Consider the following 15,006-nt stretch of genomic DNA (forward strand, 5'->3'; position numbering starts at 1 on the left):
CCCCCAAAGCCGTTTCGTTTATTGAATGAGCGCCTTCGCCAAACGGTTTTGCCGTCCGATCATCTGTTCAAGGTCAATCGACACCAAATGGCCGCCCTGAACAATCTGCCGCCCTTCTACAAAGAGTTCCTTAACACGAGTTGGCCCTGCAAGCAAAATCGCAGCCTTATCCCAGCTTCCTGCAGCCTCAATCCCATTCATATCCCAGATCGCAATGTCGGCCCGCTTACCAACGGCGATTTGTCCGCAGTCGTGACGGCCCAGAACCTCTGCGCCGCCGCGTGTCGCGATCCAAAGCGCCTCGCGCGAGGACATGGCATCTGCTCCACGCGCAACCCGCTGGAGGAGCATCGCCTGACGCGCCTCGGCAATCAGATTGCCCGCATCATTGCTCGCCGATCCATCAACGCCAAGACCTACAGGCACGCCTGCATCCCGCATATCGCGAAGCGGCGCGATCCCCGACCCAAGGCGGCAGTTCGAACAGGGGCAATGGGCGACGCCCGTGCGCGAACGGGCGAACATGTCGATCTCTGACCCGTCAAGCTTCACACAATGCGCGTGCCACACGTCCGACCCCGTCCACCCGAGGTCTTCGGCATATTGCCCCGGACGGCAGCCAAACATTTCAAGGCTATAGGCAATATCCTCGTCGTTTTCGGCAAGGTGCGTATGCAGCATCACGCCCTTATCTCGCGCGAGGATCGCCGCATCCCGCATCAAATCACGCGTGACAGAGAACGGCGAACAGGGCGCAATCCCCACACGAACCATCGCCCCGTCGCGGGCATCGTGGAAGGTGTCCACAACGCGAATGCAGTCTTCTAGGATTGCGGGTTCCTGTTCAACGAGGCTATCGGGCGGCAAGCCACCGTTGCTTTCGCCAATGCTCATCGCACCGCGAGTGGGGTGGAACCGCATCCCGATGTCTTGGGCCGCTGCGATGGTGTCATCGAGCCGCGACCCGTTCGGATAAAGGTAGAGATGATCCGAGGTCAGGGTGCAGCCCGACAGCGCCAGTTCAGCGAGTCCGATCGAGGCCGAGACATACATTTCCTCAGGGCCAAACCGCGACCAGATCGGATAGAGCGTCTTCAGCCACCCAAAGAGCAACGCGTCCTGTCCACCCGGAACCGCTCGGGTCAAGGTTTGATAAAGGTGGTGGTGCGTATTCACCAATCCGGGCGTCAGAAGGCAGCCGTCAGCATGGACGACCTTCGCGTCCCCGTGCGGCAAATCCGGACCAACTGCGGTGATCACACCGCCATCAATCAAAACATCGCCGGTGAATTCACGCGCATCATCATCCATCGTCAGGATGGTCGCGCCTTTGATCAGTGTCTGTGTCATGTTTGGCCCGTCTGGAGTGTCCGCCCCAGTCTACAGTGCTTTGTCAGACCCGTCAGTCTTAAAGAGCAACGGGCGTGTTCTGGCGTTCATATTTGAACACCGAGATCGTCGAATATTTTTCGACCTTGCACGTAAAACTGTGCCGCAGTTGTTCAATCAGCGCATCGCCATAACGGGTGAACTTGTTCATATCATTCACCGAGGCGCAGCCGACTTGGAGAATAATGCTCCCTTCTGCGTCAAACAGGATTTCTGCGGTCAGGATCGGTAGACGATCACCGTCTTTTTCCAAGGACTCGGTAAAAAACGCAGCCGCGAGTTTAGACGTCGGCTGGGACCCAAATTTGATGGCATAAAATCTGTAAAACATCGTGCCGTGCGAGTCCTTGGCTGGTGATCTGCCTCCATCAACGACACTTCAACCTGAATTTGCACCACGTTTAACCAAATGATTGTCGGACCTATCCAAACGAAAAGGCCACCCTGAGGCGGCCTTTGAGTGTGTTGTGTTCAGTTGCGATTAATCGCGATTGCCGAAAAGTTGCAGCAAGAACATGAACATGTTGATGAAATCGAGGTAGAGGTTCAGCGCGCCCATGATAGCGGCCTTGCCGAGCCATTCCTGATCCATCGCATACGCGTGCTGGATGTAATCGTTTTTGATTTTCTGGGTGTCATAAGCGGTCAGACCAGCAAAGATCAGAACGCCGAGGATCGACACTGCATATGCAATCGCAGGCGACTGCAGGAACATGTTGACGATCATCGCAACCAGAAGGCCGATCACGCCCATCACAAGGAACGAACCCATGCCGCTCAGGTCTTTTTTGGTGGTGTAGCCAACCAGCGACAAACCCGCGAAGGCGATCGATGTGATCAAGAACACCTGCGCGATCGATACGCCTGTGAAGGCCATAAAGATCCACGACATCGACAGGCCCATGACGGCTGCGTAGGCGTAGAAGTAAAGCTGCGCACCAGCAGCCGACAGGCGATTCAACGCAGCGCCAAAGAAGAACACCATGCCCAGCGGCGCGAACATAACGATCCAGCCCAGAATGTTGGGCTGCAGGGTCCGCGGGTCACGCAGGATCGAGAAGAGCGCATCGCTCGTCCCGAAGGCCCAAGCAACGATAAAGGTCAGCAAGGTGCCGACAGACATCGTCGCATAGACTTTGTTCATGTGGGTACGAAGACCCTCGTCAATGGCAGCGGTGCGGACACCGGCATTGGCGCGCATCGTGCGGAAATCAGCCATAAAATCCTCCAAGAGTAGCTGTGGTGGTGCCCCAATGGGGCTTTGGATACCATATTGGCATGGAGCTGCGAGGATTCAAGGCTTTATGCCCGATCAAAATGTCGAACGTGTCCAATGATCTTGCGCGTCCCAAACGGGGCGCTGCGCCTCGGCCATCGCATCCCGACGCGTCACACCGATATCGGCCAGCATATGATCATCGAGAGCACGTAGCTGGCGACGGCTCCGTCGCAGACCAATGGCACGGAAGATAACGCTCCAAAACCGACGGAATGCAGAGCGGTTCTCTAGGAGGGCCGAGTTACAGCAAAGGTCAGACATATCATTTCCTTTCGTGATACAAGCATGGGGTTCATCATTTCCCTTGATAATGCACGCCAGAATTGCATTATGAAAATGAATGTATTTGAAGCAAACCATCACGGATTGTGATCATGGCCCGAAATCTCGACCTAACTGCCCTACGCGCCTTTGCCACTGTTGCGGAAACGGGAGGTGTGACCCGCGCGGCGACCCTACTGAACCTGACGCAATCGGCCGTTTCGATGCAACTCAAACGGCTTGAGGAAAATCTGGGGCTATCGCTCTTGGATCGGTCAGAGCGCACCATTCGACCGACTTCAGAAGGCGAACAACTGCTCGGCTATGCGCGAAAAATGCTCGACCTCAACGACGAGGCCTTGGGCCGTTTGACGGCTGACAGCTACGAGGGAGAGATCACCTTGGGCGTGCCACATGACATCGTCTATCCCGTGCTGCCGCCTGTTCTGCGTCAATTTTCAATGGATTTCCCACGGATGCAGGTGCGGCTGATTTCGTCCTACACCAAACAGATGAAAGAACAGTTCGAACGGCACGAGATCGACGTGCTGCTGACCACCGAATACGGAACGCCTGAGGATGCAACGCTATTGCGGTCAGTGCCTCTGGTTTGGATCGGCGCGCCCGATGGAACTGCCTATCGCAATCGCCCGCTGCGGTTGGCACATGAAGCACACTGTATTTTCCGCCAGATCGCCCAGCGCAGTTTGGACACGGCGAACCTGCCGTGGGAAATGGCTCTTGATACGGATTCCACGCGAACAGCCGAGGCGACCGTTGCCGCTGACCTCGCTATTCATACAATGCTCAAAGGGACAGAGCCGCCGCAATTGGCCGAGATCGACCACAATGGCGCCCTGCCCGATCTGCCTGTGACGAACATCAACCTCTACATCCAAAAGGGCCGCAATTCGCCGGTGATCCCTAGCCTCGCGGACCTTCTGACCAAAGCCTACAGCGTTACAGCGTGATAACCACTTTACCCGTAGATTTGCGAGAGGCGAGCAGGTCTATCCCCTCCGCCGCTTGATCCAGAGGAAGGACATGGCTCACATGTGGCTTTAGTCGCCCCTGCGCATACCAATCGAGCAATTCAGCAAGGCTTTCGGTCAGGGCCTCAGGTGCGAATTTCAGATACCCGCCCCAGTAGACGCCAATCACGTCGACGTTTTTGACCAGAAGGTGGTTGGCAGGCACCTGCGGCACATCCCCACTGGCAAACCCGATTGCCAAGAGCCGAGCTTCGCGTTTTGCGGCCTTAAGCGCGGCTGTAAAGCTGTCGCCCCCGACCGCGTCATAAGCCACATCAATGCCGCCCAGCGCCTTTAGCTCTGCCGCTAAATCGGCATCCGCGTCGATCAAATGATCTGCGCCTGCCGCCTTTGCCACCGCCAGCTTCTCGGCCCCACGCGCCACCGCAATCACCCGCGCGCCGAGTTGTTTGCCGATCTCGACCGCTGTCAGACCAACGCCACCCGCAGCACCCAAGACAACGAGCGTCTCGCCTGCCTTTAGCCGTCCCCGCCGCGTGAGCGCGAGGTGTGAGGTGCCATAGGCCACCATGAACCCTGCCGCTTCGGTCGAGGGCATCGCATCGGGCACCGCAATACAGCGGTCCGCAGAAAAGACGCCGTGCTCTGCCAAACCGCCCTGCCCGCCAAAAACGGCCACGCGCTGACCGACCTTTGGCCAAGTGACACCCTCACCCTGTTCTGTCACCACGCCGCAGACCTCTAGCCCCAGAGTGAACGGCGGTTTTGGCGTGTCCTGATATTTGCCCTTGGTCATCAGCATGTCGGCAAAATTCAACCCACAGGCTTCTATCCGCAAAGAGACCTCTCCAGCCGCTGGTTGCGGCACGTCGATCTCGACCAACTGGGCGGGGCTGTCAAAATCGACGACTTGGAAGGCTTTCATACGGCGGGACTCCTTGAAGTTAACGGCTTTTTCCATAGCCTAAAGGATCAAATCCTTCTCGCCAACATGTGCGTTGGTGTGGACTATCGCACAGTCACTGAGCGAAAGAGCGGCACAACCTGTCCTAAAGGTCAGGTTCAAAACGCAACCGTTACGTGTTTATTATCAGGCGTCAAAACAAAAAATCGTCGCGCACGGTAACGGCCTTCGACTGTTGATGGGGCAACAGTGCGAAGTGTGAGTGCTAGGCGAAAACCCGAGAGGAAACCCTATGAGCCATCCCGTTGATATCCATGTCGGTAAACGTGTCCGGCATCGTCGTTGGATGATCGGCACCACGCAGCAGCAGCTTGCCGAAAAAGTCGGCATCAAGTTTCAGCAGATCCAGAAGTATGAAACCGGTATGAACCGCGTTTCCGCATCCCGTCTTTGGGACATCGCCCATGCGCTGGGCGTCGATGTGTCGTTCTTCTTTGAAGGTCTGGAAAGCAATGCTCCGGTCTCTGAAGGCAACATGCCCAACGACATTCTGTCGGACAAAGAAGCACTGGAACTTCTGCGGTCGTACTATGCGATCCCCGAAGCACAGCGCCGTCGTTTGTTCGATCTGGCCCGCGTGCTAAGCGACGCTGCCGCCTGAGCACTTGACCGATAGGCGCAGCCCGCGTTACCGCAGAAGCGGAATAAAGGGGACGCGTCATGTCGAATACAATTGATACAGCTACTGTGGGCGATCTGATCAGGGTCGCCCATTTGCTTGCCGATGCGGCGCGTCCCGAAACCCTGCGTTACTTCCGCAGTGCGGGACTGGATGCCGACAACAAACGTCCCGCCGATTTTGATCCCGTAACCGAAGGCGACCGCGCCGCAGAGCGCGCCATGCGCGATGTTCTGGCTCGCGAACGCCCCGATGACGCGATCTTTGGCGAGGAATATGGGAAAAAAGACGGCACCACTGGTCTGACATGGGTTCTCGATCCGATTGACGGCACCCGGGGTTATTTGTCCGGCACGCCGACGTGGGGCGTTTTGATCGCCGTCGGGCCAGAGAGCGGCCCTGTGGTTGGCGTGATCGATCAGCCCTATATCGGCGAACGTTTCATCGGCGCCCCGACACTGGCAGAGGTTACAGGTCCGATGGGAACATCGCTACTCTCGACCCGCGCGCCCCGTCCCTTGGCTGAAGCGATCGTCTTTACCACCTTCCCAGAGGTTGGCAGCACCAATGAGCGTGACGGGTTCACCGCTGTCGCGTCAAAGGCGCGTTTGGTCCGCTATGGCTGCGATTGCTATGCCTACGCTCTGCTTGCTGCGGGTCAGATTGATCTGGTGATCGAGGCGGGTCTACAGCCATATGATATCCAAGCCCCCATCGCCGTGATCCAAGCCGCTGGTGGTGTTGTTACCGATTGGCAAGGCAACCCCGCACACGATGGCGGCCGTGTGATCGCTGCGGCGAATGCTGCGATCCATGCCGAGGCGCTGGCGATCCTCAAACACATCGAAGGCTAAAAATCGAGCTTCAGCCAAATCACAGGAAACAGAATCGACCCATCCCCCGTGAGGTCGAGCATATCGTCACCTGAAAGAACGAAACCTTTATTGCGGAAGAACCCGACGGAGTTCCGCGTAGCAGGCCCATAGAGCCCTTTTAGGCCCGCAAGTTTGCTTGCCGCGATGATCTGGTTGAAAACTTCGGAGGCACAACCGTGCCGCACATGGTCTGGGTCAGCGACGAGCATCCTGACAGTGCCATAGCCTTTGGGCGTCTTTGACGTAACAGGCCCTTCACGAGACCACCCGCCAGCGGCGTAGATCACACCATCCTGTTCATAAACGTAATATTGGCCGCGAATGATCAAATCGACGGGGGGCCTTGCCATATATGGGACGGCCCGTTCGATAAGGGACGGCGCATAATCGTCTGTTAGCAGCTGATTAAAGCTACGGTTACAGAGCCGCGTGATCGCAGCAAGGTCCGATAGAACCGATTCCCTCACAATTCCCATAATAGAACGATACAACGAAAAAGACCGCGCTGGTGTCGCGCGGTCTACAATCGATGTCGATTAGACAAAGGGTAAGATTACTTAATCTTGCCTTCTTTGTATTCGACGTGCTTGCGAACAACCGGGTCGTACTTACGCACAACCATTTTTTCGGTCATTGTGCGTGCGTTTTTCTTAGTAACGTAGAAGTGGCCAGTACCCGCGGTGGAGTTCAGGCGGATTTTGATAGTGGTCGGCTTCGCCATGTCTCATCTCTCCTGATCGCGGGCCGTTATCAGAACGGCACATCGCGTGAATTCGTATGAAGCCCGCCTTTTACAGCCGCCCGCCCCCGAGTCAACCGCTATTGTAGCGGGAAACGTAAAGATTATGCGCGGACAGCCTATAAGCCGGATTTTGTCCAAGGGTTGCCCCTCTGGATGACCATTCATCTAGACGACCTGTTACCAGACCGCCTCTAGCTGCCAACCCGGACCTCTCGGGGTTAGGCGTCCCTGCCCCATAAGAGGCGCGAGGTCCCTATTTGGCATTGCACCCGGTGGGGCTTGCCGTGCCGGTCCTGTTGCCAGTCCCGCGGTGGGCTCTTACTCCACCGTTTCACCTTTTCCCTGCATGCAGGGTAGTCTGTTCTCTGTGGCGCTTTCCCTGGGGTTACCCCCGCCGGGCGTTACCCGGCACCGTGCCTTCTGGTGTCCGGACTTTCCTCGGACCCAAAGGCCCGCGGTCATCCAGCCATCCGCGCGTCATCGTCGCTATGCGGTTCTGCGGCATCGGTCAACGGGAAAGGTTGCTTAGCGCGCGCCAAAGACTAGCTCTGCGCTCTAAGCAACAAAAGTGTAGCGATGAAAACAGCAGTTCAGGTCGTTTGGTTCAAACGCGATTTGCGGATCGAGGATCACGCCCCGCTGTATGCGGCATCGCTGCTTGGCCTGCCTATCGTGCCGCTGTACATCGTCGAACCTGACCTATGGCGCCAACCCGACGCATCTCGTCGACACTGGCATTTTGTCAACGACTGCCTGAGCGAACTTAACGAACATCTCACCCAGCTCGGCCAGCCACTGATCATTCGTATCGGATCAACGGTCGACGTGTTAGCCCAGTTGCATGCCGAACATGGGATCGCTGGCATTTCATGTCACGAGGAGAGTGGGAACGACTGGACCTATCAACGTGACCGAGCCGTGATCCGCTTTTGCCGTTCTCAGGGTATCTCTCTGCAAGAGATGCCATCAAATGGCGTTGTTCGCCGACTCGCCTCACGCGACGATTGGGCTGCGATCCGCAACAGTCGCATGGCCGATAAAATCATCCCAAAGCCGCAGCGCCTCGCGCCCGCACCACATGTGCGCTCTGCACCTCTGCCCCAAAAAGACGACCCAATGTTCGGTCCGCCCCTGAGCGGCAGCACACAAACTGGCGGTCGACGTGCCGCCGTCGCAGACCTGAGATCATTTCTGACAAACAGGTCACGAGGTTACCTGCGCAATATCTCTTCCCCCCTTGCGTCGGACTATCATTGCTCTCGCATGTCGGCCCATCTTGCGTGGGGCACGATGTCGGTTCGCGAAGTCGTCCAATCCATCAGCAAATGGCGGAACCAACTCAACACGGTCGATAGGGCGTCCTACAGTCGAAATCTCTCCGCCTTTGGATCGCGTCTCGCGTGGCGGTGTCATTTCGTCCAGAAAATCGAGGACCAGCCCTCGATTGAGACACACTGTATGCATCCTGCGTTCGAAGCTCTTGACCGACATAACGACAGCCACCCCCATTTCGCGGCCTGGGCCGAAGGACGCACAGGTTTCCCCTTTGTCGATGCCTGCATGCGGAATTTGACCGCGACAGGCTGGATCACCTTTCGCATGAGGGCAATGTTGGTCAGTTTTGCCAGTTACCAACTCTGGCTCGACTGGAGGGTTACGGGACAACACCTCGCGCGGCTGTTTACCGACTATGAGCCGGGCATTCACTACAGCCAACTGCAGATGCAATCGGGGGTTACGGGGATCAATACGATGCGGGTCTATAATCCCATTAAACAGTCCCAAGAGCACGATCCAGACGGTCGCTTTATCCGGAAATGGATTCCTGAACTGGCTCACCTTCCAAACGAAGCAATTCATACCCCTTGGACGTGGGAAAAAACGTTTCTGGATCGGTCCGATTTTGTGCTGGGCCGCGATTACCCAATGCCTATTGTCGACCTTGCCTCGGCAACCAAAACGGCCAAAGATCAAATTACGTCGATCAAACGCGGCATCGGATTTAGCGATGTGGCGCGGGGGGTGCACCAAAAGCTAGGCAGTCGGAAGCGCCCACCGACCCGACGAAAAGCGGTAAAACGGGCAAACCCTGACCAACTTAGCCTGTTCTAAGTCCCGAGAGCCTTGCGGGTTCTGGCCTGCGGCGTTAAACGCGACAACGACCCAAATATTCGGAGAGGCCCATGTCGATCGACACGGATACCGCCCGCCGCGTGGCCAAACTGGCCCGCATCAAGGTGGAAGAAGACGCACTGCCCGCACTGGCGCAAGAATTCAGCGCCATCCTCGGCTTTATCGAGCAACTGGAAGAAGTGGATGTAGACGGCATCGAACCGATGACCTCTGTCACACCACAACGCCTGAAACGCCGCGACGACGTCGTGACCGATGGTAGCCAGCAACAAGCCGTGCTGAAAAACGCGCCCGATGCGCGTGAAGGGTTCTTTGCCGTGCCGAAGGTGGTGGAATAATGACCGATCTGAACAAACTCACCATCGCCGAGGCGCGTGATGCGCTGAAAAAAGGCGAAACAACTTCTGTGGCCCTGACCGAAGCCTGTCTGGCTGCCATCGACGCCCAAGGCGTTCTGAATGCTGTGGTTCATAAGACCCCAGAACTGGCGATGGAACAGGCCAAAGCAGCGGATGCACGCGGTTACGCTGATGCACCTGCCCTGTCGGGTATCCCTCTCGGGATCAAAGACTTGTTCTGCGTCAAAGGTGTCGACACCCAAGCCGCGTCGGGCATCCTCAAGGGGTTCAAACCTGAATACGACAGCACCGTCACAACCAAGCTGTTTGAAAACGGCGCGGTTATGCTGGGTAAGACGAACATGGACGAATTCGCCATGGGGTCATCGAACGAACATTCGGCTTACGGCCCGTCCGTGAACCCGTGGAAAGTCGATGACCGTCAACTGACACCCGGTGGGTCCTCGGGTGGTTCGGCGTCGGCGGTTGCGGCTGACCTCTGCATCGGTGCGATCGGCACCGACACAGGTGGTTCGATCCGTCAGCCTGCTGCCTTTACTGGCACCGTCGGCATCCGCCCGACCTATGGACGTGTGTCGCGCTATGGCATCGTCGCCTATGCGTCCTCGCTGGACCAAGCAGGCCCGATGACCAAAACGGTTCGTGATACTGCGATCATGCTGACCGCCATGTCAGGTCACGACATGCGCGACAGCACCAGCGCAGACATCGCCGTTCCCGATTTCGAAGCTGCCCTCACTGGCGACATCAAAGGCAAAACCATCGGTATTCCCCGCGAATACCGTCTGGACGGCCTGAACGCTGAGATTGCAGGTCTTTGGGACAAAGGGGCAGACCTGCTCCGTGATGCAGGCGCTAAGGTCGTTGACGTAAGCCTGCCGCATACCAAATACGCGCTTCCTGCCTATTACGTGATTGCCCCTGCTGAGGCCTCGTCCAACCTTGCCCGCTATGACGGTGTTCGTTTCGGGCACCGCGCCACCCTCGGCGCTGGCGACGGCATCAATGAAATGTACGAGAAAACCCGCGCCGAAGGCTTCGGCGCCGAAGTACAGCGCCGCATTATGGTCGGCACCTATGTGCTCTCGGCTGGTTTCTACGACGCCTATTACAATCGCGCCCGCAAGGTCCGCACTCTGATCAAGCGCGACTTTGAAAACGTGTTTGCAAGCGGTGTTGATGCGATCCTCGCCCCGACCACCCCATCGCCCGCCTTTGGCATCGGCGAAGTGTCGGATGCTGACCCAGTGCAGATGTACCTCAACGACGTGTTCACCGTGACGCTGAACCTCGCAGGTCTTCCGGGTGTATCCGTCCCTGCGGGACTGGATGCGAACGGCCTGCCGCTTGGCCTGCAGCTGATCGGCAAACCGTGGGAAGAGGCGGATCTGCTGAACATCGCCTATTCTCTCGAAGGGTCCACCGGATTTGTAGCCAAGCCCCAGAAGTGGTGGTAAACGGCGGTAAATCTGGGATTAGAGGTTCACGGTATGCGTGTGAATAAACTGTGGTTGGTTGGATCGGCACTTTCAGTGCTTGTCGCATGTGGAGAGACCGTTCCGGCCAGCAATGGTCCCGGCTTTGGTGATCCCTTGGATTGGCAGCGTGAAAACGCGCTGACGGGTGCGCCTGTACAGTCGACATCTCTGTCGTCGACCACAAACACATCACAAGCGATCCCGACGGGTCAGCTGATCTCTGCTGGTATTTTGCCTGAAACCTCTGGTGACGGCACCGCCACTTACGTGCGTAGCACAGGTGTCGAGGCTTCGCCAAGCAACGCGGCCCCGACCCTGATCGGCACGAGCCTGTCAGACGAACAGGACTTCGAAGCCGTCTCGGCTCGCGAAACCATCCAGTCCGACGCAGAACGCCGCGCAGCTCTGGCCTCGCAATACGAAGTGGTACAACCGACCGCGCTTCCAACCCGCGTCGCCTCTGGTCCGAACATCGTGGAATACGCGCTCACCGCGCCTAACACCAAAGGTCAGGAATGGTATAGCCGTTTCATGCTCTCTGGCGAAGGTCGGTTCCTACGCAACTGCGCCAAATACGCCAGCGCAGATGAGGCTCAGCGTGACTTCCTCGCCCGTGGTGGGCCTGACCGCGATCCGCGCGGGCTCGACCCTGATGGCGACGGCTTTGCTTGTGGCTGGGATCCAGCCCCCTACATCGCCGCAGCTCGTTCGAGCGGCAACTGATCCGCAAGGTGACATCCCCCAATTTCGGGCCGCGACGTGACAACGCGCGGCCCGACCTCGTTGTGATCCACTACACCGCAATGGCCGATTGTGATGCGGCCGAGCGGGTGCTGTGTTCAACCGAGTACGAAGTCTCCGCCCACTACCTCATCACGACCCAAGGCGACGTGATCCAACTCGTCGAAGAGGCCGATCGCGCATGGCACGCAGGCGCTGGTGCATGGGGCAGCGTCACGGATGTGAACTCTCGCTCCATCGGGATCGAACTCTCCAATATCGGCACAGCGCCATTTGCAGCATCTCAAATGGACGCGCTCGAAACCCTGCTCTGTGGCATCATGGATCGCTGGTCGATTCCCCCCGAACGGGTGATCGGCCACTCTGACCTCGCCCCAGGACGCAAAATTGACCCAGGTGCGCGGTTCGACTGGAACCGCTTGGCGCGTCAGGGACTTGCCATTCGTGCCAAAAAAAGCCCGCCAGCGCCCACCAATCCCGCGACCTTCGACGCGCTTCTGACGACGATCGGCTATCCGCAGGTGCCCGCTGATACCCGCCTCTCTGCCTTCCGCCTGCGCCACAGACCACATCACACAGGACCGCTCGACGGAACAGACATGGCGCTGGCGCTCGATCTGGCGAAACGGTTCCCCGCGACCTAACGCTTTGCCGCAAAGAACGATTTGAGCATCTCTTCGGCCTCACGCGCCGCGATGCCATCGTAGACCTCAGGCGCGTGATGACACTGGGAGTGCGAAAACACACGCGGGCCCTGCGCCACGCCACCCGACTTCGGATCAGCCGCCCCATAATAAAGCCGCCCGATCCGCGCAAACGAGATGACCGCCGCACACATCGGGCACGGCTCGAGCGTCACATAAAGATCATGCCCGACCAACCGTTCGCTCCCTACTACCGCGCAGGCCTCACGTATGGCCAGCGTTTCGGCATGCGCCGTGGGATCCGACAACTCTCGCGTCCGGTTCCCTGCGCGCGCCAGGACCGATCCGTCAGGCGCAACGATCACAGCGCCCACAGGCACTTCGCCGCGCTTTGCAGCCATCCGCGCCTCATCCAGCGCCTGATCCATATAGCTTGTGAATGTCATACCCTCTTGTGTGCCGCCGCCGCGCAATGCGCAAGCCCCCCGCCTTTGTGCTGCAAATATCCCGGGGGGTCTAAGGGGGGCAGAGCCCCCTTGCCCACTCAGTATTTTCACACCTGCCCTTCAGGGATGATTGCGCCGCAACCCGCTTAGGCGCTATGGGACGGGTATGAGCACGCAAACACCGGACGGCGACCGCATCGCCAAAGTTCTTTCTCGCGCAGGCGTCGCATCCCGACGTGAAGCCGAACGTATGATCGCGGAAGGCCGCGTAAAGGTGAACGGGGTCGTTATCGACAGCCCTGCCCTGAACGTGAGCAGCAGTGACCGCATTATCGTCGACGGCAAACCCGTGTCTGAACCCGAACCCGCGCGTCTGTGGCTTTACCACAAGCCCGCTGGCCTTGTGACGACAGAACGCGATGAGAAAGGCCGCGATACGGTCTTTGGCGCTCTCCCCGACGATATGCCACGCGTGATGAGCGTGGGTCGCCTCGACTTGAACTCCGAAGGGTTGCTTCTGCTGACCAACGACGGGGAACTGAAACGCAAGCTCGAATTGCCCGCAACGGGCTGGCTGCGTCGCTACCGAGTCCGCGTAAAAGGCGATGGATCGAAAATCGATATCGACGCACTGCGCCGCGGTATCACCGTAGACGGCGTCAAATACGCGCCCATGGAAGTTGGCTTTGACCGTCAGCAAGGCGCGAACGCGTGGTACACCATTGCACTGCGCGAAGGGAAAAACCGCGAAATCCGTAAGGCGATGATGGCCGTCAACGCCACTGTGAACCGCTTGCTTCGCGTGTCCTATGGCCCGTTCCAGTTAGGCAACCTCAAACCGGGTGAAGTCGAAGAAGTGAAACGCCGCGTTCTTCGGGATCAGATGGGTTGGGACAACGACCAAAACCCAACCGAGACGCCTAAACCAAAACCCGTGCGCTCCCGCAAACCACGTCCGCCACGTAAACCCTAACATTCAAGGCCTTGCTACCGACAGTTGCAGGGTCCATGTTATGTATTGGGAACTTGGGGGCTACCACACGCGCAACGTCATGCGGATGTTGCGTGCAGGGGCTAGTCCTCCTGATGACGTGTGGAAGGTTTTAATGCCCAAATCTGTTAAGAACATCGCGTTCGCGCTTTTGATTATGCTGCTCTTCGGCACAACCTTTGGCTGGATCGGAGGTCTGTAATGGCGCAGAAATTTGGCGGTAAATACAGCCCACAGGCCCAGCAGTCCCCTTCTGCCCCCGCAGCCCCCGATCATCGGGTCAAGGACGCGGCGGGTGCGCGTGCGAATGTTCTCTTTGTTCCAGCAGCCTTGTTGGGGTTCCTGTCAATCCGCGAAGGCGCAACATTGATGATCGTGGGCCTCACGGCCTCGGCGCTGATGTTGCTCTCCGCATGGCTCACCCGCGAAGGGCTCCGCGCCGAAGCCGCCTATAACGCTCGCGCCATTGCCCGCCGCCCTGCTCTTCCACGTAAAATTTTTGGCTCTGTCCTGATCGGGTTCGCGGTCGCTCTTGCCTCTATTCGCAGTGGATCGCCTGTGCTTGCCGCGCCCGCCTTTGGGATCGTGGCAACAGCGCTCTACCTCGTCGCCTTTGGCCTCGACCCGCTAAAGAACAAGCGCATGGAAGGGATTGATGACTTCCAGCAGGACCGCGTTGCCCGTGTCGTAGATGAGGCCGAAGATTACCTCGCCGCGATGGCTGACCACATTTCCACGCTTAAGGATCGCGCTCTGGACGGTCGGATTGCGACATTTCAATCCATTGCCCGCCGCATGATCCGCACCGTCGAAGAAGACCCCCGCGACCTCACAGGCGCCCGCAAATATCTGGGTGTTTATCTGATGGGGGCACGCGATGCTTCGGCCAAGTTTGCAGACCTTTACAAGAGAACGGGCGATCAGAGCGCCCGCGCAGATTACGAACAGCTGCTCATCGACCTCGAACAGAATTTTGCGGCACGCACCGACAAGATGCTGACCGACGATCGCAGCGATATGGATATTGAAATCAAAGTGTTGCGCGACAGACTGCAACGCGAAGGCGTAAAGCCGCTTTAATAAAGTCAATGTG

19 protein-coding genes and 1 other RNA gene are annotated in these 15,006 nt (G+C 57.9%); 11 read left to right on the top strand and 9 right to left on the bottom strand.

Annotated features, from left to right (window positions below; genetic code table 11):
- Positions 1 to 18: 18 nt before the first annotated feature.
- From BSK21_RS08510 to BSK21_RS08525, 4 genes are all read right to left on the bottom strand, one after another.
- Positions 19 to 1,350: an 8-oxoguanine deaminase gene (locus BSK21_RS08510; RefSeq protein WP_067546055.1), complete on the bottom strand. Its 1,332-nt coding sequence runs from the start codon at positions 1,348 to 1,350 to the stop codon at positions 19 to 21.
- 58 nt (positions 1,351 to 1,408) lie between these two features.
- The gene (locus tag BSK21_RS08515) at positions 1,409 to 1,720 is read right to left on the bottom strand and encodes a hypothetical protein (protein ID WP_067546057.1); all 312 of its coding nucleotides are present in this window, start codon (positions 1,718 to 1,720) and stop codon (positions 1,409 to 1,411) included.
- Positions 1,721 to 1,870: 150 nt separating this feature from the next.
- Positions 1,871 to 2,608 carry a Bax inhibitor-1/YccA family protein gene (locus BSK21_RS08520; RefSeq protein WP_067546058.1) on the bottom strand — a complete coding sequence of 246 codons (738 nt, stop codon included), beginning with the start codon at positions 2,606 to 2,608 and terminating at the stop codon, positions 1,871 to 1,873.
- A gap of 93 nt (positions 2,609 to 2,701) precedes the next feature.
- Complete coding sequence (locus BSK21_RS08525) at positions 2,702 to 2,929, bottom strand: DUF1127 domain-containing protein (protein ID WP_067546060.1); 228 nt, start codon at positions 2,927 to 2,929, stop codon at positions 2,702 to 2,704.
- Between the two features lie 113 nt (positions 2,930 to 3,042).
- Here BSK21_RS08525 and BSK21_RS08530 point away from each other — a divergent pair, with 113 nt between their 5' ends.
- Positions 3,043 to 3,900, top strand: a complete 858-nt coding sequence (locus BSK21_RS08530) for a LysR family transcriptional regulator (RefSeq protein WP_067546061.1) — start codon at positions 3,043 to 3,045, stop codon at positions 3,898 to 3,900.
- Here the strand turns inward: BSK21_RS08530 and BSK21_RS08535 are convergent.
- On the bottom strand, positions 3,890 to 4,846 hold the full coding sequence (locus tag BSK21_RS08535) for an NADPH:quinone oxidoreductase family protein (RefSeq protein WP_067546616.1): 957 nt from the start codon (positions 4,844 to 4,846) through the stop codon (positions 3,890 to 3,892). The two genes, BSK21_RS08530 and BSK21_RS08535, sit on opposite strands and share 11 nt — an antisense overlap.
- 271 nt (positions 4,847 to 5,117) lie before the next feature.
- On the opposite strand from BSK21_RS08535, the gene BSK21_RS08540 reads away from it, so the two are divergent.
- Together BSK21_RS08540 and BSK21_RS08545 are read left to right on the top strand one after the other, a co-directional pair.
- Positions 5,118 to 5,486, top strand: coding sequence for a helix-turn-helix domain-containing protein (locus tag BSK21_RS08540; RefSeq protein WP_067546062.1), 369 nt, complete (start codon positions 5,118 to 5,120; stop codon positions 5,484 to 5,486).
- 59 nt (positions 5,487 to 5,545) lie between these two features.
- Complete coding sequence (locus BSK21_RS08545) at positions 5,546 to 6,358, top strand: inositol monophosphatase family protein (RefSeq protein ID WP_067546064.1); 813 nt, start codon at positions 5,546 to 5,548, stop codon at positions 6,356 to 6,358.
- Here the strand turns inward: BSK21_RS08545 and BSK21_RS08550 are convergent.
- The 3 genes from BSK21_RS08550 to rnpB all read right to left on the bottom strand — a co-directional run bounded on the left by BSK21_RS08550 (position 6,355) and on the right by rnpB (position 7,595).
- Complete coding sequence (locus tag BSK21_RS08550; RefSeq protein ID WP_156529504.1) at positions 6,355 to 6,870, bottom strand: GNAT family N-acetyltransferase; 516 nt, start codon at positions 6,868 to 6,870, stop codon at positions 6,355 to 6,357. The genes BSK21_RS08545 and BSK21_RS08550 overlap by 4 nt on opposite strands.
- 62 nt (positions 6,871 to 6,932) lie before the next feature.
- A complete protein-coding gene (rpmG, locus tag BSK21_RS08555; RefSeq protein WP_007814563.1) occupies positions 6,933 to 7,100 on the bottom strand; it encodes a 50S ribosomal protein L33 in 168 nt (55 codons plus the stop codon).
- A gap of 124 nt (positions 7,101 to 7,224) precedes the next feature.
- An RNA gene (gene rnpB / locus BSK21_RS08560) (RNase P RNA component class A) lies at positions 7,225 to 7,595 on the bottom strand.
- A 102-nt stretch (positions 7,596 to 7,697) separates the two neighbouring features.
- Between rnpB and BSK21_RS08565 the strand changes: the two genes are divergently transcribed.
- The 5 genes from BSK21_RS08565 (at position 7,698) to BSK21_RS08585 (ending at position 12,476) form a co-directional block, all read left to right on the top strand.
- Positions 7,698 to 9,233 (top strand): deoxyribodipyrimidine photo-lyase, encoded by a 1,536-nt coding sequence (locus BSK21_RS08565; protein WP_067546077.1) that lies wholly within the window; start codon positions 7,698 to 7,700, stop codon positions 9,231 to 9,233.
- 71 nt (positions 9,234 to 9,304) lie between these two features.
- Positions 9,305 to 9,592, top strand: a complete 288-nt coding sequence (gatC, locus tag BSK21_RS08570; protein WP_067546079.1) for an Asp-tRNA(Asn)/Glu-tRNA(Gln) amidotransferase subunit GatC — start codon at positions 9,305 to 9,307, stop codon at positions 9,590 to 9,592.
- The gene (gatA, locus tag BSK21_RS08575) at positions 9,592 to 11,070 is read left to right on the top strand and encodes an Asp-tRNA(Asn)/Glu-tRNA(Gln) amidotransferase subunit GatA (protein ID WP_067546081.1); all 1,479 of its coding nucleotides are present in this window, start codon (positions 9,592 to 9,594) and stop codon (positions 11,068 to 11,070) included. Before gatC ends, gatA begins: the two co-directional genes overlap by 1 nt.
- A gap of 33 nt (positions 11,071 to 11,103) precedes the next feature.
- Positions 11,104 to 11,814, top strand: a complete 711-nt coding sequence (locus BSK21_RS08580) for a hypothetical protein (RefSeq protein WP_067546084.1) — start codon at positions 11,104 to 11,106, stop codon at positions 11,812 to 11,814.
- A gap of 8 nt (positions 11,815 to 11,822) precedes the next feature.
- Positions 11,823 to 12,476 (top strand): N-acetylmuramoyl-L-alanine amidase, encoded by a 654-nt coding sequence (locus tag BSK21_RS08585; protein WP_067546087.1) that lies wholly within the window; start codon positions 11,823 to 11,825, stop codon positions 12,474 to 12,476.
- Here BSK21_RS08585 and BSK21_RS08590 read toward each other — a convergent pair.
- Entirely contained in the window at positions 12,473 to 12,922 is a 450-nt protein-coding gene (locus BSK21_RS08590) for a nucleoside deaminase (protein WP_067546619.1), read from the bottom strand. The two genes, BSK21_RS08585 and BSK21_RS08590, sit on opposite strands and share 4 nt — an antisense overlap.
- A gap of 166 nt (positions 12,923 to 13,088) precedes the next feature.
- Between BSK21_RS08590 and BSK21_RS08595 the strand changes: the two genes are divergently transcribed.
- From BSK21_RS08595 to BSK21_RS08605, 3 genes are read left to right on the top strand one after another with little or no spacing between them, the layout of a single operon-like run.
- Positions 13,089 to 13,895, top strand: coding sequence for a pseudouridine synthase (locus BSK21_RS08595; protein WP_067546090.1), 807 nt, complete (start codon positions 13,089 to 13,091; stop codon positions 13,893 to 13,895).
- A 40-nt stretch (positions 13,896 to 13,935) separates the two neighbouring features.
- Positions 13,936 to 14,115: a hypothetical protein gene (locus BSK21_RS08600; RefSeq protein WP_067546093.1), complete on the top strand. Its 180-nt coding sequence runs from the start codon at positions 13,936 to 13,938 to the stop codon at positions 14,113 to 14,115.
- The gene (locus BSK21_RS08605; protein WP_067546098.1) at positions 14,115 to 14,993 is read left to right on the top strand and encodes a 5-bromo-4-chloroindolyl phosphate hydrolysis family protein; all 879 of its coding nucleotides are present in this window, start codon (positions 14,115 to 14,117) and stop codon (positions 14,991 to 14,993) included. The genes BSK21_RS08600 and BSK21_RS08605 overlap by 1 nt, the downstream gene beginning before the upstream one ends.
- Positions 14,994 to 15,006 lie beyond the last annotated feature (13 nt).

The sequence above is a fragment of the Marivivens sp. JLT3646 genome, from assembly GCF_001908835.1.
Lineage (GTDB): Bacteria > Pseudomonadota > Alphaproteobacteria > Rhodobacterales > Rhodobacteraceae > Marivivens > Marivivens geojensis.